This is a genomic window from Streptomyces sp. CNQ085, assembly GCF_022614595.1.
Classification (GTDB): domain Bacteria; phylum Actinomycetota; class Actinomycetes; order Streptomycetales; family Streptomycetaceae; genus Streptomyces.
The window spans coordinates 1-16460 of the sequence record NZ_JAJFAU010000110.1 but is presented as its reverse complement, the minus strand read 5'-3'; the positions used below and the strand labels follow the sequence as shown (position 1 = coordinate 16460).

The following is a 16460-nucleotide window of genomic DNA, read 5'->3' as shown; positions in this document are numbered from 1 at the left end:
TCGGCGGGCGGCACGGCGGGAGTCGTGGCGGACATCGGCGCTTTCCGCCTCAGCTCTTCCATGCCTTGACCGCGGCGGACTCGAGCTTCTCGGCGGTGCCCTCCGGGTCGGAGGGGTCGCGCAGGAAGTCCTGGAGGAGCTTCCACTCGCCGGCGCCCTGGGTGCCGCCGAAGGCGGCCGGAGCCTGGTCGGACATGTCGAACCGCACCCCGTCGCCGGCCTCCACCAGGGACTGTGCGATCTGCCGGGTGGTCTCGTCCTGGTACGCGTCCAGGTCCAGGGCCTCGTTGGGGGAGATGAAGCCGCCGGCCCCGGCCCACACCCCGGCGGCCTCCGGGGTGGCCAGGAACTCCACGAACTTCATGCCGGCGTCGGTGTTCTCCCCGTCCTTGAGGACGACCGCCGCGTCCCCGCCGCCGACCACCGGCGGCTCGCCGCCGTCCACGGCCGGGAACGGGAAGAACTTGGCCTCCTCGCCGACCTTCTTGCCGAACTGCCCGCTGATCAGGCCCGCGACGAAGTCGCCCTCGTAGACCATGCCCGCCTTCGGGTCGTCGCCGAAGACCTTCTCGACGGACTCGGGGAAGTCCGTGCGCAGCGCGCCCGCGCCGCCGCCCTCCACCAGTTCCTCGTCGCCGAAGAGCTCGCCGAGGGTGGTCAGGGCCTTGACGACGGAGGGGTCGGTCCAGGGGATCTCGTGGGCGGCGAGCCTGTCGTACATCTCCGGACCCGCCTGGGAGAGGTAGATGTTCTCGAACCAGTCGGTGAGCGGCCAGCCCGCCTCGCCCGCCACGGAGAAGGCGGCGACTCCGGAGTCGGAGAGGGTCCGGCCGGTCTCCAGCATCCCGTCGTAGTCCTCGGGCGGGGCGACGCCGGCCTGCTCGAAGGCCTCGGGGCCGTACCAGACGGTCGACTTGTTGGAGGCCTTGAAGTACAGGCCGTAGAAGATGTCGTCGACCGTTCCGTACTCCTTCCACACCGGGGCGAAGTGGTCGCGCGCGCGGTCGTCGGCGGTCTTCGACAGCGGCTTGAGCCAGCCCTTGTCGGCGAACTGCTCGAGCACGCCGACCTGCGGGACCATCACCACGTCCGGCGCGCTGCCGCCCTGGATCTTGGAGCCGACGACCGTTGAGACGTTGTCGCCGGTGGAGACGAACTTCATCTCGGCACCGGTCTTCTCGGTGAAGGCGTCCATCACCTTCTGGAAGTTCTTCTGCTCCACGCCGGTCCACACCCCGGCGACCGTGACCGTCTCGCCCTTCAGTTCCTGGCCGCCCTTGTCGCCGCCGGTGGTGGTGTCCCCGCCGCCGCAGGCGGACGCGGTAAGGGTGAGTACGAGCGCCGCCGCACCGGCGGCCGCAACGCGTTTGGCGGTACGGCCTGTGCTGTCTGCTGTGTTCACGGTGTCCTTCTCGGAGTCGGCCGGCCCGGGGGGCCGGAAGGGCGGATGGTGCGGGGAGTCCGGGAGGTCAGCGGGGCGCGGACGCGGGGCCGGTGACGCGGGACCGGGCCGGGCCGCCGGACATCGCCCGCCGGTTGCCGGGCGGCAGCCCGCCCTTCCCGCCGCGGCCGCCGGCGAAGTGGAACCTCGCCGGTGCCGGTGCCGGTGCCGTCCAGGAAGCCGCGGACGTAGACCTGGTGGACCACCGCGTCCCGCCACCGGCTCCGGGACGCGGCGGGAGGCCGTGGTCGGTCGTGGCCGTGAGTATCACTCGTGACCCCGTTCCTGCTCGCGGAGAGCATGGTTCGTGAGCCGTCGTTATGCATTTATGTTATGTACAGGTGTCGTCGAGGTGTCAACGTATGGTCGGGAAGCTGCCCTGTATGCCCTGGTATATCCGGGTCGGGATCGCCGTAAGGTGTCGAGGAGGGATGATCCTTACATAACATGTATGCAGGAGAAGGGATGTGGCGCCGGGGAAGGAATCAGTCCTCGCCGGCGACGGACCGCAGCTCGCGCACCAGCCGCGCGACCGCCTGCCGCGGGGTCTGTCGCCCCGCCATCGCGTCGTGCACCACCGCCTGCACCACCAGGCTCACCTGGTCGTAGCGCGGGCTCTTGGGGCGCGGCTCGGCCGCCAGCACGCTCTCGCGCAGAGTGGGCAGATGGGGGAAATCGCGCACCAGCTCGGGGTCGGAGTACAGCGACTCCCGCACCGGGGGCAGCGCCCCCTCGGTGAGCACCCGGCGCTGCACCTGCTCACCGGTCAGGTACGCGATCAGGCCGGCCGCCGTCTCAGGGTGCCGGGAGCGGGAGCTGACCGCCAGGTTCGAGCCGCCCAGCACGCTGACGCCCGGACCGTCCGGGCCGGGCAGCGGCACCACCTCGAACCTCCCGGCCACCTTCGATCCCTCGCCGCCGGCCAGCGCGTACACGTACGGCCAGTTGCGCAGGAAGAGCAGCCGCCCGTCCTGGAACGCCTGCCGCGACTCCTCCTCCTTCCAGGTCAGTGACTCCTCCGGAATCCAGCCCTCGCGCACCCCGTCGGCCAGGAAGGCCAGCCCCTCCGCCGTCGCCCCGGAGTCGGCCGTCACTGTCGCGCCCTCGTCGCCGAGGAACGAGCCGCCCGCCGAGCGCACCGCCTCGGTGGCGTTGGCCGTCAGCCCCTCGTACGGCAGGAACTGTCCCGCGTAGCCGTCCAGTCCGTGCTGGGGGGCGACCTCCCTCGCCAGCCGCTCCAGCTCGCCCCAGGTGCGCGGCGGCCGCTCGCCCTCCACCGCCAGTACGTCCGCGCGGTAGTACAGCAGCCCGGCGTTGGTCACGTACGGCACCGCGTACAGCCGCCCGCCGAAGGTGGCGGTGTCCACCACCGGCCGCAGGAAGGCCTCCAGCGGGAAGCGGCCGGGGGCCACCGGGGCGATCCAGCCCGCCGCCGCGAACTCCGAGGTCCAGGCCACGTCGATGTTGAGCACGTCGAAGCGGGAACTGCCCGAGCGCAGACCGGTGACCATCTGGGCGCGGGTCTCGTCGGCGGAGTCCGGCAGCTCCATCAGCGTGGCCTCCTCGCCCGGGTGCGCGCGGTTCCAGTCCTCCAGCACCGGATCGAGGTAGTCGGTCAGATCCCCGGCGGTGACCAGGGTGACCGGGCCGCGCCCCCCGGTGCGCGGGACCGGCTCGGCGGGCCCCCCGCCGGCCGGCGAGCCCGGTCCGGCGTAACCCGCCAGCACCACGGTCGCGGCCAGGAGCCCCCTCCCCGCGGCCCGCGTCCACCGCATAGGTCCCTCCCAGCGCACCGGTTGTGCGCGACCGACCCGGCGGCCGGCGAGCACCGGACGCTCATATATACCCGTTGGCCATGGGCGATACTAGACGCCGACCGACAGACAGCCGGCGCACCGCCGACCGGGCCGCCGCCGCCCGGAGGGGTGGCCGGCCAGGCACCGGCCCGGCACGGGACGGGGAGGAGGAGTGCGCGCGTGCGTCTGCCGCTCCTGGCCCTCCTGGCGGCCGGTTCCGCCCACGGATACGAGCTCAAGGGCGCCCTTGAGAAGCTGCTGGGCGCCGCGTACCCTCAGCCGAACGTCGGGCAGATCTACGTCACGCTGGGCAGGCTGGAGAAGTCGGGGCTGATCGAGGGCGAGGACGTCGCCCAGTCCACCCGGCCCAACAAGCGGATCTACCGGCTCACCGACGCGGGGCGCGAGGCGGTGCGGGCGTGGTTCGAGGAGCCGACCGACGAACCCCGGGTGCGCGACGAGTTCTTCATGAAGCTCGCGATCGCCCCGCAGACCGGCCTGGCCGACCAGATCGCACTGATCAACAAGCAGCGCCGCCAGTACCTCAACACCATGCGCGAGCTGTCCCGGCTCGCCGCGGCCGAGGACCGGGACAACCGGGTGGCGCAACTGCTGATCGAGGGCGCGATGCTGCACCTCCAGGCCGACCTCGACTGGCTGGAACGCTGTCAGGAGGAGTTGGAATGAGCCGTTCCCGGGCACCGGCCGGACCGGACCCCGCCGCACCGGCGGACCCGCCCCCTCTCCTGCGGGCCGAGGGCCTGGTCAAGACCCACCACGGCGAGGGCACCCCCGCCAGGGCGGTGCGGGGTGTGGACCTGACCGTCTCGCGCGGCGAGTTCGTCGCCGTCACCGGCCCGTCCGGCGCGGGCAAGTCCACCCTGCTCCACCTGCTCGGCGGACTTCAGAAGCCGGACGCCGGCAGCATCTGGTTCGACGGCACCCGCCTGGACTCCTACGGCGAGTCCCAGTGGGCGGTGCTGCGCCGCCGCCGCATCGGCATCGTCTTCCAGTTCTTCAACCTCGTCTCCAACCTCACCGTCGCCGACAACGTCGAACTGCCCGCCCTGCTGGCCGGCACCAGCCCCAGGGGCGCCCGCGCCGACCGCGCCGAACTCCTGGCCGAACTCGGCCTGGAGGGCAAGGAGCGCAGCATGCCCGGCGAGCTGTCCGGCGGTGAGCAGCAGCGTGTCGCCCTGGCCCGCGCCCTGGTCAACCATCCGGACCTGCTGCTGGCCGACGAACCCGCGGGCAGCCTCGACAGCCGCGGTACCCGCGAGGTGCTGCGCCTGCTCTCCCGCTTCCACGGACGCGGCCAGACCATCGTGCTGGTCACCCACGACGCCCGTATGGCCAGCGCCGCCGACCGCGTGATCAGCTTCTTCGACGGCCGCATAGCCGACGACGCCGCCCTGGACGCGGGCGGCCCGGATGCGCGGCGGCGCGGCAAGGGCGTGGCCGGCGTACTGGAACTGAAGGACTGAGACGGCGTGCGCGCCACCCTGCGCTGGGTCCACGCCGACTTGCGGGCGCACCGCGGCGAGGCGCTGTTCACCGTCCTGGCCACGGCCGGGATCATCGCCTCCCTGCTGCTCGCCGGCGCGCTGTTCTCCTACACGGCCGACCCCTGGCAGCGGGTCTTCACCCAGTCCGAGGGCGCGCACGTATGGATCCACACCCGCGACGGCGCCCGGCCGGAACGGCTGCGCGACCTGGAGGGCGTCGCGGGAGTGTCCGGCCCCTTCCGCACCGCCCGCACCACAGTGGAACTGGGCGGCGCGCGGGCGAGCGCGGAACTGCGCGTCACCGGACCCGAACCGCCCGGAGTGGGACGTCCGCTGATCACCGCGGGCCGCTGGCCGGCCGCCGGCGCCGCCGACGAGATCGTCCTGGAGGGCTCCCTCGCCCGCGCCCTGTGGGCCGAACCGGGCGACGCCCTCGCCGTACGGGGGGCGCGCGGCACCGAGCACACGCTGCGCGTCGTCGGAGTCGCCGACACCGCCGAACCCCGCTACGCCCCCGGCGACACCCCCGGCACCGGCTGGCTGCCGGAAGAGGGACTGGAGACGGTCCAGCCCGACCCCGGGCGCACCGGGCAGACCGTCGGGCTGCGCCTGGAGGACCCCGGCGACACCGACTTCATGGTCCAGCGCGCCGTCACCGCTCTCGGCACCGACCAGGTCTCGCAGGTCACCCGCTGGCAGCAGGCCCGCGCCGACGCCGAGGGCGAGGGGCGGCTGCTCGGCCTGCTCCTGGCGCTCTTCGGACTCGGCGCGCTGCTCGCCGCCGCTCTGGCGGTCGCCGGGGCGATCAGCACCCGTGTCCACGGTCACCTGCGCGACATCTCCGTACTGAAGGCCATCGGCTTCACCCCCGCCCAGGTCGTCCGCGTCTTCCTCGTCCAGCACCTGGGCTTAGCCCTCCTCGGCGCCGCCTGCGGTGCGGCCGTCACCGAACTGCTGGGCGCGCGCGTCCCCGGCCGCATCGGCGAGGCGGTGGACGTGTGGCGGCAAATGCCCGGCCACACCTGGACGGTGCTGGCCACCACCGGCGCCTCCGTCCTCTTCATCGCCACCGCCACCTCGCTGGCCGCCTGGCGCGCCGGGCGGGTGCCGCCCGTTCCGGTGGCGCGTACGGCGGTGCCGCGCGGCCTGGGCCCGCTGACCCCGCCCGAGCGGCGCGCCCTGGGCCGGGACGTGCCGCCCGCCCTTGTCCTCGGCTGGCGCGGCGCGTTCTCCGGCCGGGCCCGCTCGCTGGCCGCCGTCGGGCGCCTGGCCGTGCCACTGGCCATGATCACCGCCGCGCTGGGCGCCTGGGCCACCGTGGACCGCTTCCACGGACGCCCGGAGGAGATCGGTCTGCCCGCCGCCCTCACCGAGCGGCTGCTGGCCGCGCATCCCGATGTCACCGCCGTCCACCCCGGCGCGGAGGTCGAGGCCCTCGTCCCCGGCCAGACCGCCACCATCACCCTGCGCGGCCTGGGCACCGACGCCGACCCCTATCCCTTCGCCCTCGCCGAGGGCCGCCTCCCCGACGGCCCGGACGAGGCCGTCGCCGGACAGGGACTGCTCGACCTGCTGGACGTGCGCGTCGGCGACTGGGTGCGGATGACAGTCCAGGGCCGCCCGCAGATTCTCCACATCACCGGCCGCTCCATCGAGCCCGAGGACGGCGGACGGGTGATCTCCACCTCCCTGGACAACCTCGACCTGGGCGACGGCCCGGGCCCGGCCGCACCCGACCTCCACCACCTCCTCCTGCGCGACGGCGCCGACACCGGCCAGGTCGGCGCCGACCTGGCCGCCTCCTCCGGCGGGCGGCTGGAGGTGCGCGAGCCGGCCAACCCCGCCGACGAACTGGCCGGGGTGCGCGGCGTCCTCGCCGGACTGATCGCCGTCCTCGCCCTGATCGGCCTCACCGAACTGTCCACCGTCATCGGTGCCCGCGTCCGCGACCGGGGACGCGACCTGCTCGCACTGAAGGCCATCGGCCTGACCCCGCGCCAGACAGCGGGCGTGATCACCGTCTCCACCGCCTTCACCGCCCTGGCCGCCTCCCTGGCCGGCACCGTGCTGGGAGCCGCCGCCGGACGGTGGCTGATCGACGCGCAGGGCCGCTCCAGCGGCATCGGCGCGGGCATAGCCCAGACCCCGCACCCCGGCGTCCTGCTGCTGGTGGCCGCCGCGGCCGTGGTGGGAGCGGTCGCGGTCTCGGCCGTCCCCGCCGCCCGCGCCGCCCGCCGCCGCATCGCCGACACCCTCAGCGAGACGCTCTGAGCCGGGGCGGCCCCGCCTGGAACCGGAGACGGGTCCTCCCCGCTCCGCCGAGGCGGGACGGGGAGGACCCGGAAGAGGGATCGCCGCCGGAACGGGCCGTGTGGGGTCAGACGCCCGCGATCGACTGGATCCAGGAACGGTAGGCCGTCACGTTGGTGTACGCCGTGGTGGTCTGCCGGTCGCTGGTGGAGGCGACGCCGACCTGGACGCCGTTGGCCATCATCGGGCCGCCGGAGTCGCCGCCCGCGGTGATGCCGTCGCCGCGGCGGGCGCAGATCGCCGAACCGTAGTAGGCGTCATAGCAGCCGCCGGTCACGATCACGTTCGCGACCTTCAGGTACCGCGACTGGCAGTTGGCCTCGGAGCCGCAGCGGGAGGTGGCGCCCCAGCCGTAGACCTGCACGGTCTGGTTGACCCACACCGAGCCCGGCTGCCCCAGGCGCGCGTAGGTCGCCGAGACCGAGCGGTCCAGGCGGACCAGCGACAGGTCCGAGGAGGAGTGGTTGTAGATCTGGGTGCCGTTGGCGACGGTGCCGCCGCTGTGCTGGTCGAGGCTGCCGATGCGGAACGACAGCCCGCCGCCGCTGACGCAGTGCCTGGCGGTGAGGATCCAGGTCGGCGCGATGATCGTCGCGGAGCACGTCTCACGGCCGTTGGAGAACAGCCGCGCGGCCCAGGGCGCGTTCTGCGCGTAGCCGCCGCCGATGATCGGCTGCGGGCCGCCGCTGCCGGGCGCCTCCTTGGCGGAGGCGGCGGGGGCCAGCACGAAGAGGGAGAGGACGGCGGCCATGGCCGCGATCAGGGCGGGGACGAGCCTGGTTATTCGCAAGGGATTCCTCGCTTCCGGAGACACGCGGTGGGTTCGCGTGTGATCTGTGGGGGAGGCACCAGGTTCCCGGAAGCGGAACGGGCTGGGTACTACCACTTGGCCATAGCACGGTGTTATGGCCCCGGCGGTCGCTCAGAGGTAGATCCGCCGCCCGCGGTCGCGGCAGCGGACCCCGCCGCCGAGCCTCCCGATCCGCCGGTGCCCGCACGCAACGGTCCCCGTCGCGCGGTCCGTTCCGTCCGTTCTGCCGGGCGGCTCGTCCCGGCCGTGGGACTGGAGGCGCACCATGTGGTCCAGCTCCGCGATGCACGGGCCGCACGCGTACACGTCGCCCGCCGCACCGGGGGTGCGCACCGAACCGATCCACAGCACCCGTACGCCGTCGCGGCGGCAGTACAGCCAGCAGCCGCCCGTGGTCCAGCCGTTGGCGTCGTCGGTGTGCGCCGGCAGCGGCCACCCGTCGCGCCACGGGCGCTCGACGGCCGGGGCGAACGGAGGCGGCGTCACACCGCACCCCGCTCGATGACGGCCGCCAACTCCCGCGCCACCGGCGCGGAGCACTCGCCGAGGAGCTGCGCACCCTGCGCACCGAACGCGGCGACAGCCTGCGGAAACTGGGCGAGGCGCTGGGCTGGGACTGGTCGTTGTTCGGCAAGATGGAGAGCGGCCACACCATTGGCAGCCCGGACGTCGCCCAGGCCCTCGACCAGTACTACGGCACTCCTGGCCCGCTACTGGCCCTGTGGGAGCTGGCGGCCGGGGACGCCACCCGGTTCCGCGAGAAGTAACGCCGCTTCATGGCACTCGAGGGCGAGGCGGTGAGTATTCAGACCTACTCACCCAGCCTCATGCCGGGCTTGCTCCAGAGCGAGGGGTACGCCCGCGAACTGTTGATGTTGGGCGGCCTGGACCGCGGCAGCGAGCTGGACCAGCAAGTGGCGGCGCGGATGAGCCGTCGGGACGTGCTGACGGGTGACGGCGCACCCCAGCTCCGCGCGATCCTCGATGAGGCGGTCCTGCGCCGCCCGCTGCCGAATACCGAGGCATGGCGCGCTCAGATGAAGCACCTGGAGGAGATGACGAGACGGCGGAATGTGACGATCCAGGTACTCCCCTTCTCCGCGGGCCTGTGCGAGCTGGTCAACACGGACACCTGGCTCCTGCGACTGCTGGACGGCCGAACGGTCGCATGGGTGGAGACGGGCCACAACGGGGAGTTGGTCGAGGAAGCGGCCAAGGTCGAGCGGCTCCAGGTCGATTACGATCGGCTGCGCGACAAGGCCCTTACCCCGCGCGACTCGGCGGAGTTCCTACTCCGACTCCTGGAGGAGCTTTCATGACCACCTCCCCGCACGAGATAACCGCCGCACGGTGGCGCGAGTCCAGCCGCAGTAACCAGGACGGAGGCGCCTGCGTCGAGGTCGCCGGCAACCTCCCCGGCACCGTCCCCGTGCGCGACAGCAAGACCCCGCACGGCCCGGCCCTCGCCTTCGGCCCGGACGCCTGGGCGTCGTTCCTCACCGCCGTCAAGAACGACCGGCTCGCCTGCTGAGCCGGTTCGGCGGGCGTCCCGGAGCCTGTGCGCCGATGTCCAGCGGTCCCGTCGGCGCCGAACCGGAGGAGTCGGCGGGCCGCCGCGCGCGTTCCCGCTCCGGTGCGGACTTCCGGTTCCGTGCGAGCCCCGGCCTTCTCCGGCCTCCGAGATCGACTCGGCGGGGCGGCGGGCGTTCGCGGGGGAGTGGTCGGCCTGCCGGGCCTCACCGCGGCGGGGAGAGCCCGGACGGTGGCGCAGACGGTCCCGGTGTGCGTCTTCGCCGTGCTCCAGGCCGGGGTGAGACCAGGGTGCTGAAGACCCTCAGCGGCGGGGGGCGCCCCGCCTGACCTCGCGGGAGCGGTTGCGCCGGCGGCGCGAGGAGTTCGACGGCCGCTTCCTGCCGCCGCCGCCCCGGGCAGACCCCTCGTCCATGGCGGTGCGGGCCGCGTCGGCGGCGGCGTCGGTGCCGGCGTCGAACGGCGGCTCTCCGGTCTCCTCCGCGTCGTCGTAGTCCGGGACGTCCCCGAAGTCCGGTGCCTGGAAGGGGTTCCGGGCCGGGGGCCGGGCCGCCGCCCGGGGGGCCTGGGGCGCCTGGTCGGGAGCGGAGAACAGTTCGGTGGTGTCGATGGGGAGATCTGCCTCTCGGGGCGGGAACGTGGTGCGGGGAGAGACGGCCGGCCGCCGTGCAGCGGCGGCCGTACGCGGCGGTCTCAGAGAGCGTTCAGCTTGTGGTACGGGCTGAGGATCCGCACCTGCCTGGACCCGAAGTCGACGAGCACCGCGACGCCTTCCTCGACGGAGACGATCCGGCCGAGGCCGTAGGTGTCGTGAGTGACCCGCTCCCCCTCGGCGAAGTGCTTGTCGGGCGGTGCGACGGGGGCTTTGAAGGGGCTGGTGGGCAGGTGGCGCCGGGCTACGGCCGATTTTGTCATTAACGCCAGTATGCACCCGGCAGTCCGGCTCGCGCCCCGGCGTACCGCTTCCACTTTCCGGGCCGCCCCGCCCGCCGGGGCACGCTCACGGTTCGACGACGGTCTCCTGGGCCGCGGCCGTGTCGCCCACGATCAGCTCCGCGTCCACCGGGACGTTCCGCTTCACCAGGGCCAGGGCGATCGGCCCCAGCTCGTGGTGGCGGGCCGAGGTGGTGACGAAACCGAGCTGCCGCCCCTCCTCGCCGTCCTTCGCCAGCCGCACGGGTGTGCCGTGGCCGGGCAGGTGCACCTCGCTGCCGTCCAGGTGGAGGAAGACCAGACGGCGCGGCGGCTTCCCCAGGTTGTGGACGCGCGCCACGGTTTCCTGGCCCCGGTAGCAGCCCTTCTGCAGATGGACGGCCGTGCCGATCCAGCCCAGCTCGTGCGGGATGGTGCGGTGGTCGGTCTCCATCCCCATCCGAGGCCGGTGCGCCTCGACGCGCAGCGCCTCCAGCGCCAGCACGCCGACCGCCGGGCCCTGGGAGGCGGCGTAGGACTCCAGCCCGCCGCGCGGCAGGAACAGGTCCCGCCCGTACGCCGTCTCGCGGACGACCACGCCCTCGGGAACCTCGGCGATGGAGCCCGCCGGGAGGTGCGCCACGGCGTACCCGGCCGTGGCGTCGGCGACCTCGACCCGGTAGAAGAACTTCATGCTCTCCAGATAGGCGATCAGCGCCTCCTGGGCGCCCGGTTCGACGTGCATCCAGACCGTGGCGCCGTCATCGACCAGGTAGAGCGCGTGCTCGATGTGGCCGTTGGCGGAGAGGATCAGCGCCTCGGCGGCGTGGCCGGGCTCCAGCTCGCTGACGTGCTGGGTGATCAGCAGGTGGAGCCAGCTCAGCCGGTCCTCGCCGGTGACGGTGACCACGCCGCGGTGCGAGAGGTCCACCATCCCGCCGCCGTCGGCGAGCGTGCGCTGCTCGCGGAAGAGGTCGCCGTAGTGCGCGGCGACGCCTTCGTCCGGAGCCTCGGCGGGGACGGCGCCGGGCAGCGACAGCAGGGGGCTCTCGTACGACATGCGACCAGCCTACGGCCCGGAGCGGTCCGCGTTCCCGTCAGAGCTCCCTTCGGGGCCCTCCGGACCCGCCGCCGCGTTCCCTCCGGCGGCCCGCTCGGCGCAGTCGCGGCAGCGGCCGAAGATCGCGAAGTGCTTCATGTCGGTGTCGAAGCCGAACTTCTCCCGCAGCCTTTCGGTGAAGTCGGCGGCGAGCGCGATGCCGGCCTCGATCACCGTGGTGCAGTCCCGGCACACCAGGTGCATGTGGTCGTGCCGGTCGGCCAGGTGGTACGTGGGGGCGCCGTGCCCCAAGTGGGCGTGGCTGACCAGCCCCAGCTCCTCCAGCAGCTCCAGCGTGCGGTAGACGGTGGAGATGTTCACGCTCCCCGCCGTGCGCCGCACCTCGGCGAGGATGTCCTCCGGAGTGGAGTGCTCCAGCTTGTCCACGGCCTCCAGCACGAGCTGGCGCTGCGGCGTCAGCCGGTATCCGCGTCTGCGTAGATCGCTCTGCCAGTCGGTGCTCACCACAGTGGCCAGTGTAGGAGGGGCGCCGGGAACGCGGACGGAATCGGCGTCGCCGGAGGTTCGGGAAGCGGCCTACTTGAAGAAGGCGATTCCGTCGTCCGGGAGGTCCTTGAGGTCCCTGGCCCACTCGCGCGGGTCGACGGCCTTCCTCAGGTGCGCCGACATGTACGGGCGCGGCGGGCGCTCGGGGTCCGGGGTGGCCAGCTCGCCGACCCACATCAGGTCGCCCTTGACGTAGCCGTACAGCCGCTTGCCGCCGGAGTACTCGCCGGCCGAGGAGAGGCGGGCGAAGGCGTCCGTCACCAGGTCGATCTGCGGCTTCTGCTCGGCCATCCCGCCGTGCCAGACCTCGACGATGCCCCGGTCGCGGACCATGACGACCTCGACCCGGCGCTCCGCGTCGATCCTCCAGTAGCCGCTCTCGCTCTCCAGCGGGCGGACCTTCCCACCCTTGTCGTCCAGCTCCCAGGTGCGCGAGACGTACTCCAGGAAGTCCCGGCCGTCGTGGGAGAAGGTGACCTCTTGGCCGAAGTTGCACTGCTCGCGGCCCGGGAGGTCCGCGACACCCGCGCCCGCCCAGTCGCCCAGGAGGAACGCGAGGGGGACGAGGTCCGGGTGGAGGTCGGACGGAATCTCGATCATGGGATGCTCAGGCGATCTGTCGAGGGCGTGTGGTCTGGGACGTGCGGCCCCGGGTCACGGGGCGCGGGCTGGTCCGGTCCGCGGGTCAGCGCTGGCCCTGGTAGAGCTTCTTCACGGTCAGGCCCGTGAACGCCAGGACGCCGACACAGACCAGGACCAGCAGGGCGGTGAAGAATGCCTCAAGCACGGGAGCGCTCCTCGGGGGGTCGGCACGGACGTACGGGCCGGTGGGCGGCCCGCCGACGAGTCTAGTCGGCCCGTGGCGGGGCGGTGCTGTGAGGTGTGCCGCCCCGTCTCCAGGGCCTGGTGGGGCACGGCCCGGAGGCCCGTCCCGGAAGCTCGGCTCAGGAGCTGCGCCCGGAGGACCACCGTCTGCCGGAACGGCACCTCGGGAGCGGTCCCCTTCCGGGACTGGGCGGTCAGGGCCACGGTGTCGCCGGCGACCGGGTACGCGTGGCGGGTGTGGGTCTCGCCGTGGGGCGCTCGCCTCGTCGTACACCTCGATGTCCACGTCCTCGGGCCCGGGCGCGGACTCGGGGGGTTCCGCCGGTGTCGGCGGGGGAGTGGGCATGAAATCCCCTCACACTTTTGTCAGCTCTCTGACAAGAGTGTGAGGGGAAGGTTGTGCTCGCGCCGGTCACGACCGGGTCGCGGTGCGTGCCAGGGGCTACCGTGGTCCGCATGGCAGCTGCGTCGAAGAAGCTCGTGATCAAGGTGACGGCCGGGGCGGACGCGCCCGAGCGGTGCTCGCAGGCCTTCACGGTGGCGGCGGTGGCCGTGGCCAGCGGAGTGGAGGTGTCGCTCTGGCTGACCGGGGAGTCGTCGTGGTTCGCGCTGCCCGGACGGGCGGCGGAGTTCGAACTGCCGCACTCCGCGCCGCTGCCCGAGCTGGTCGACGGCATCCTGGCGGGCGGACGGATCACCCTGTGCACCCAGTGCGCGGCGCGGCGCGGGATCGGGGAGAAGGACGTGATCGAGGGCGTCCGCATCGCCGGGGCCCAGGTGTTCGTCAGCGAGATCACGGGTGAGGGCGTACAGGCCCTCGTCTACTGAGCGTCGTCCGGACGGCGCTGAGGCCGTGCCCCGCACAAGGTGTCCAACCCCGGGGCACGGCCTCAGCGCGTCGTACGGCCCGTCCTGCGGCCGTACGCGGTCACACCGCGATGGGGACCTCCACCAGGCCGCCCTGCCGGGCGACGACGGTGCGGTCCGCGGTGCCGCCCGGCACCAGGGCGCGCACGGTCCAGGTGCCCTCGGCGGCGTAGAAGCGGAACTGGCCGGTGGCGGAGGTGGGGACCTCGGCCGTGAACTCGCCGGTGCCGTCCAGCAGTCGGACGTACCCGGTGACGGGCTCGCCGCCGCGGGTCACCTGGCCCTGGATCGTCGTCTCACCGGGCTTGATGGAGGAGGCGTCGGGGCCGCCTGCCTGTGCTCCGCACATATCGGGTGCTCTTCCTTCCGGAACGAGGAGTTGAGTGTGGAGGGGGAGGTGGCTCAGGCGCTCTTGCCGTCGCCGAGCTCGATCGGCACGCCGACCAGCGAACCGTACTCGGTCCACGAGCCGTCGTAGTTCCTGACGTTCTCCTGGCCCAGCAGCTCGTGCAGGACGAACCAGGTGTGGGCGGAGCGCTCGCCGATGCGGCAGTAGGCGATGGTGTCCTTGGACAGGTCCACACCCGCCTCCTGGTACAGCTCCTTCAGCTCCTCGTCGGTCTTGAAGGTGCCGTCGTCGTTGGCCGACTTCGACCAGGGGATGTTGCTGGCGGTCGGGACGTGGCCCGGGCGCTGCGACTGCTCCTGGGGCAGGTGGGCGGGGGCGAGCAGCTTGCCGCTGAACTCGTCGGGGGAGCGGACGTCCACCAGGTTCAGCTTGCCGATGGCCTCGACGATGTCGTCGCGGAAGGCGCGGATCGACTCGTCCTGCTCCTTGGCCCTGTACTCGGTCCTCGCGCGGGCGGGCACCTCGGAGACCAGCTCGCGGGCGTCCAGCTCCCACTTCTTGCGGCCGCCGTCGAGGAGCTTGACGTCCTGGTGGCCGTAGAGCTTGAAGTACCAGTAGGCGTAGGACGCGAACCAGTTGTTGTTGCCGCCGTAGAGGACGACGGTGTCGTCGCCCGCGATGCCCTTCTCGGACAGCAGCTTCTCGAAACCGGCCCGGTCGACGAAGTCGCGGCGGACCGGGTCCTGGAGGTCGGTGCGCCAGTCGATCCGGACGGCGTTCCTGATGTGGTTCCTGTCGTAGGCCGAGGTGTCCTCGTCCACCTCGACGATGACCACCTTGGGGTCGTCGATGTGGGCCTCGACCCAGTCGGCGTCTACCAGGACGTCACTGCGGCTCATGTCTCTCCTCCGGAGGGCAGGTACTGCGCGGGGTGTGCGGTGGACGTGCGCGCGGCGGCGCGGGGCGCCGACGGGCGCGCACGGGGCTGTACGCCGCGGTGGCGGGGGACAGCGGGATGGTGTGCGGCTGCGGTCCGGGCTGCGGGGAGCGCCGAGAGCCGGCCGTCAGAGGACGGCGCGACAGAGCATGGCGGCGACACGGCAAAGATCGACTGCCCGTCGCTTCGTGAGATCCGCCTGTCGCCTCATGGGCCCGATCGTAGGGACGGAGGGGCGGGCGTGTCACCGTGGTTCCGGATAATGAGAAAGAGGCGCCCGGAGTGTGAGACACAAGAGAGGGCGGGAGGCGCCTCCGGGCGGACGCGCGGGCTTCTGGGAGGGAAGTTTCTGGGAAGCGGACGCGGACGTCTCGGTCAGTGGACTCACCGATCGGTGTGAGACCGGCGCGTGGCCGGTCCGGCGTCAGCCGGCCAGGTTCACGTCCGTGCCGCTCAGGTGCAGCACGACGCCCTCCTCGTCCACCTCGGCCCTCTCCAGGGTCAGCCCCGCGGGAAGGCCGGTGATCTCGAACTCGCGGTCTATCCGCGCCCGTACGAGGTCCTCGGCCACGGGCAGGTCGGGGAGGTCCTCGGCACGCAGTGCGATGGTGTCGCCGCCCTCCACCCTCAGTGAGCTGTGCAGGGTGAGTTCCGCGAGGGTGAGGCTCACGTCCAGCCGTACCTGGTTCTTCGCGGCCCGCTCCGCGCCGGCGTAGACGAGGGAGGCGCCCCTGGTGCCGGCCTCGGTCAGGTCCTGGTAGCTGATCCGCGCGCTGCCGGTGGCCCGGTCGGCGACGGCGGAGGAGAAGTTGTCCTCCAGCCGCACGCCGCCGAGGCGCACGTCCACCTCCGTCACGTCCACGTCGCGTCCGCCGACCCGGACCGTCAGCCCGTTCATCGTGGCGTCCACCGACTCCAGCTCCTTGCCCACCACCTGGGTCAGGAAGGGGAAGCCGTGGATCTCCACGGCGGGCCTCTCCGCCAGGCCCCTGGAGCTCTGGACCTTCTCGGCGACCTTGTCCTCGGCGAAGTTCACCGCGAGCCGGTCGGCGGCGACGAACAGGCCGCCGAGGAGGACGACGAGTCCCAGCAGGGCTTTCAGTGCGCGCATCGTGGTGGTCCCCCAGGGTGGCCGGGTGCGGTCGGGCCGGTCGCGCCGGCCGGGCGGAGCCGATCGGTCCGGCCGGGCCGGTCGACTCATATAGACGCCGGCGGAAGCCGATCGGGTTCCGGCGAGCCTAACCCGGGATGCTCCGCGACAGGTCCGCACCACCTTCCCGGCGTCCCCGCGCCCCGCCCTACACCAGCGCCCTGCCGAGCAGGTGGACCGCCGGCGCGGCGGCGGTCAGCGGCAGCGCCACACCGGCCGTCATGTGGACGAAGCGGGAGGGGAAGTCGTAGCTCGCCACCCGCAGCCCGACCAGCGCGCACACCCCGGCCGCGAGCCCCAGCACCGCGCCGGAGCCGCCCGGGGAGGTGAACTGCCCGGCCACGGCGCCCGCGCCCGCGGCGGCCGACAGCGAGACGACCACGGAGACCGCCCGCGGCAGCGGCAGCGCCCGGGCCAGCGC

Annotated in this window: 18 protein-coding genes and 2 pseudogenes; 7 read left to right on the top strand and 13 right to left on the bottom strand. The window is 72.8% G+C overall.

Annotated elements, in window-relative coordinates; genetic code table 11:
* Positions 1-49: 49 nt before the first annotated feature.
* Positions 50-1402, bottom strand: coding sequence for an ABC transporter substrate-binding protein (locus LJ221_RS17525; protein ID WP_241717675.1), 1353 nt, complete (start codon positions 1400-1402; stop codon positions 50-52).
* A 524-nt stretch (positions 1403-1926) separates the two neighbouring features.
* Positions 1927-3216 carry an ABC transporter substrate-binding protein gene (locus LJ221_RS17520; protein ID WP_241717674.1) on the bottom strand — a complete coding sequence of 430 codons (1290 nt, stop codon included), beginning with the start codon at positions 3214-3216 and terminating at the stop codon, positions 1927-1929.
* A 201-nt stretch (positions 3217-3417) separates the two neighbouring features.
* On the opposite strand from LJ221_RS17520, the gene LJ221_RS17515 reads away from it, so the two are divergent.
* The 3 genes from LJ221_RS17515 to LJ221_RS17505 are packed head-to-tail and all read left to right on the top strand — an operon-like array spanning position 3418 to position 7013.
* Positions 3418-3924 carry a PadR family transcriptional regulator gene (locus LJ221_RS17515; RefSeq protein ID WP_241717673.1) on the top strand — a complete coding sequence of 169 codons (507 nt, stop codon included), beginning with the start codon at positions 3418-3420 and terminating at the stop codon, positions 3922-3924.
* The gene (locus tag LJ221_RS17510) at positions 3921-4721 is read left to right on the top strand and encodes an ABC transporter ATP-binding protein (protein WP_241717672.1); all 801 of its coding nucleotides are present in this window, start codon (positions 3921-3923) and stop codon (positions 4719-4721) included. The genes LJ221_RS17515 and LJ221_RS17510 overlap by 4 nt, the downstream gene beginning before the upstream one ends.
* A gap of 6 nt (positions 4722-4727) precedes the next feature.
* A complete protein-coding gene (locus LJ221_RS17505; protein WP_241717671.1) occupies positions 4728-7013 on the top strand; it encodes an FtsX-like permease family protein in 2286 nt (761 codons plus the stop codon).
* Positions 7014-7119: 106 nt separating this feature from the next.
* Here LJ221_RS17505 and LJ221_RS17500 read toward each other — a convergent pair whose 3' ends face one another.
* The gene (locus LJ221_RS17500) at positions 7120-7842 is read right to left on the bottom strand and encodes a trypsin-like serine protease (RefSeq protein WP_241717670.1); all 723 of its coding nucleotides are present in this window, start codon (positions 7840-7842) and stop codon (positions 7120-7122) included.
* 132 nt (positions 7843-7974) lie between these two features.
* Positions 7975-8349, bottom strand: a complete 375-nt coding sequence (locus LJ221_RS17495) for a hypothetical protein (protein ID WP_241717669.1) — start codon at positions 8347-8349, stop codon at positions 7975-7977.
* Between the two features lie 62 nt (positions 8350-8411).
* Here LJ221_RS17495 and LJ221_RS23780 point away from each other — a divergent pair.
* The 3 genes and pseudogenes from LJ221_RS23780 to LJ221_RS17485 form a co-directional block, all read left to right on the top strand.
* Positions 8412-8630, top strand: a pseudogene (locus LJ221_RS23780) (helix-turn-helix domain-containing protein); the annotation flags it as partial.
* Between the two features lie 30 nt (positions 8631-8660).
* Positions 8661-9182: a DUF5753 domain-containing protein gene (locus LJ221_RS17490; RefSeq protein ID WP_308314806.1), complete on the top strand. Its 522-nt coding sequence runs from the start codon at positions 8661-8663 to the stop codon at positions 9180-9182.
* On the top strand, positions 9179-9394 hold the full coding sequence (locus LJ221_RS17485) for a DUF397 domain-containing protein (protein WP_241717668.1): 216 nt from the start codon (positions 9179-9181) through the stop codon (positions 9392-9394). Before LJ221_RS17490 ends, LJ221_RS17485 begins: the two co-directional genes overlap by 4 nt.
* A gap of 692 nt (positions 9395-10086) precedes the next feature.
* Here the strand turns inward: LJ221_RS17485 and LJ221_RS17480 are convergent.
* From LJ221_RS17480 to LJ221_RS17465, 4 genes are all read right to left on the bottom strand, one after another.
* On the bottom strand, positions 10087-10308 hold the full coding sequence (locus LJ221_RS17480) for a hypothetical protein (protein WP_241717667.1): 222 nt from the start codon (positions 10306-10308) through the stop codon (positions 10087-10089).
* Between the two features lie 85 nt (positions 10309-10393).
* On the bottom strand, positions 10394-11365 hold the full coding sequence (locus tag LJ221_RS17475) for a folate-binding protein YgfZ (RefSeq protein ID WP_241717666.1): 972 nt from the start codon (positions 11363-11365) through the stop codon (positions 10394-10396).
* A gap of 9 nt (positions 11366-11374) precedes the next feature.
* Positions 11375-11872 (bottom strand): Fur family transcriptional regulator, encoded by a 498-nt coding sequence (locus tag LJ221_RS17470; RefSeq protein WP_241717665.1) that lies wholly within the window; start codon positions 11870-11872, stop codon positions 11375-11377.
* Between the two features lie 69 nt (positions 11873-11941).
* Positions 11942-12511, bottom strand: a complete 570-nt coding sequence (locus LJ221_RS17465) for an FABP family protein (RefSeq protein ID WP_241717664.1) — start codon at positions 12509-12511, stop codon at positions 11942-11944.
* 681 nt (positions 12512-13192) lie between these two features.
* On the opposite strand from LJ221_RS17465, the gene LJ221_RS17460 reads away from it, so the two are divergent.
* Complete coding sequence (locus LJ221_RS17460; protein WP_241717663.1) at positions 13193-13564, top strand: DsrE family protein; 372 nt, start codon at positions 13193-13195, stop codon at positions 13562-13564.
* A 100-nt stretch (positions 13565-13664) separates the two neighbouring features.
* Here LJ221_RS17460 and LJ221_RS17455 read toward each other — a convergent pair whose 3' ends face one another.
* The 5 genes and pseudogenes from LJ221_RS17455 to LJ221_RS17440 all read right to left on the bottom strand — a co-directional run.
* Entirely contained in the window at positions 13665-13952 is a 288-nt protein-coding gene (locus LJ221_RS17455) for a DUF1416 domain-containing protein (protein ID WP_241717662.1), read from the bottom strand.
* Positions 13953-14005: 53 nt separating this feature from the next.
* Positions 14006-14851: a sulfurtransferase gene (locus LJ221_RS17450; RefSeq protein ID WP_241717661.1), complete on the bottom strand. Its 846-nt coding sequence runs from the start codon at positions 14849-14851 to the stop codon at positions 14006-14008.
* A 165-nt stretch (positions 14852-15016) separates the two neighbouring features.
* Positions 15017-15100, bottom strand: a complete 84-nt coding sequence (locus LJ221_RS24005) for a putative leader peptide (RefSeq protein ID WP_374228489.1) — start codon at positions 15098-15100, stop codon at positions 15017-15019.
* 213 nt (positions 15101-15313) lie between these two features.
* The gene (locus LJ221_RS17445) at positions 15314-16000 is read right to left on the bottom strand and encodes a DUF2993 domain-containing protein (RefSeq protein WP_241717660.1); all 687 of its coding nucleotides are present in this window, start codon (positions 15998-16000) and stop codon (positions 15314-15316) included.
* 187 nt (positions 16001-16187) lie between these two features.
* Positions 16188-16460: pseudogene (locus tag LJ221_RS17440) on the bottom strand (hypothetical protein); the annotation flags it as partial.

Coding starts and splice junctions, on each gene's coding strand:
- LJ221_RS17485 (WP_241717668.1), top strand. CDS start 9,179: ATGACCACCTCCCCGCACGAGATAACCGCCGCACGGTGGCGCGAGTCC.
- LJ221_RS17465 (WP_241717664.1), bottom strand. CDS start 12,511: ATGATCGAGATTCCGTCCGACCTCCACCCGGACCTCGTCCCCCTCGCG.
- LJ221_RS17480 (WP_241717667.1), bottom strand. CDS start 10,308: ATGACAAAATCGGCCGTAGCCCGGCGCCACCTGCCCACCAGCCCCTTC.
- LJ221_RS17445 (WP_241717660.1), bottom strand. CDS start 16,000: ATGCGCGCACTGAAAGCCCTGCTGGGACTCGTCGTCCTCCTCGGCGGC.
- LJ221_RS17510 (WP_241717672.1), top strand. CDS start 3,921: ATGAGCCGTTCCCGGGCACCGGCCGGACCGGACCCCGCCGCACCGGCG.
- LJ221_RS17475 (WP_241717666.1), bottom strand. CDS start 11,365: ATGTCGTACGAGAGCCCCCTGCTGTCGCTGCCCGGCGCCGTCCCCGCC.
- LJ221_RS17460 (WP_241717663.1), top strand. CDS start 13,193: ATGGCAGCTGCGTCGAAGAAGCTCGTGATCAAGGTGACGGCCGGGGCG.
- LJ221_RS17520 (WP_241717674.1), bottom strand. CDS start 3,216: ATGCGGTGGACGCGGGCCGCGGGGAGGGGGCTCCTGGCCGCGACCGTG.
- LJ221_RS17450 (WP_241717661.1), bottom strand. CDS start 14,851: ATGAGCCGCAGTGACGTCCTGGTAGACGCCGACTGGGTCGAGGCCCAC.
- LJ221_RS24005 (WP_374228489.1), bottom strand. CDS start 15,100: ATGAGGCGACAGGCGGATCTCACGAAGCGACGGGCAGTCGATCTTTGC.
- LJ221_RS17455 (WP_241717662.1), bottom strand. CDS start 13,952: ATGTGCGGAGCACAGGCAGGCGGCCCCGACGCCTCCTCCATCAAGCCC.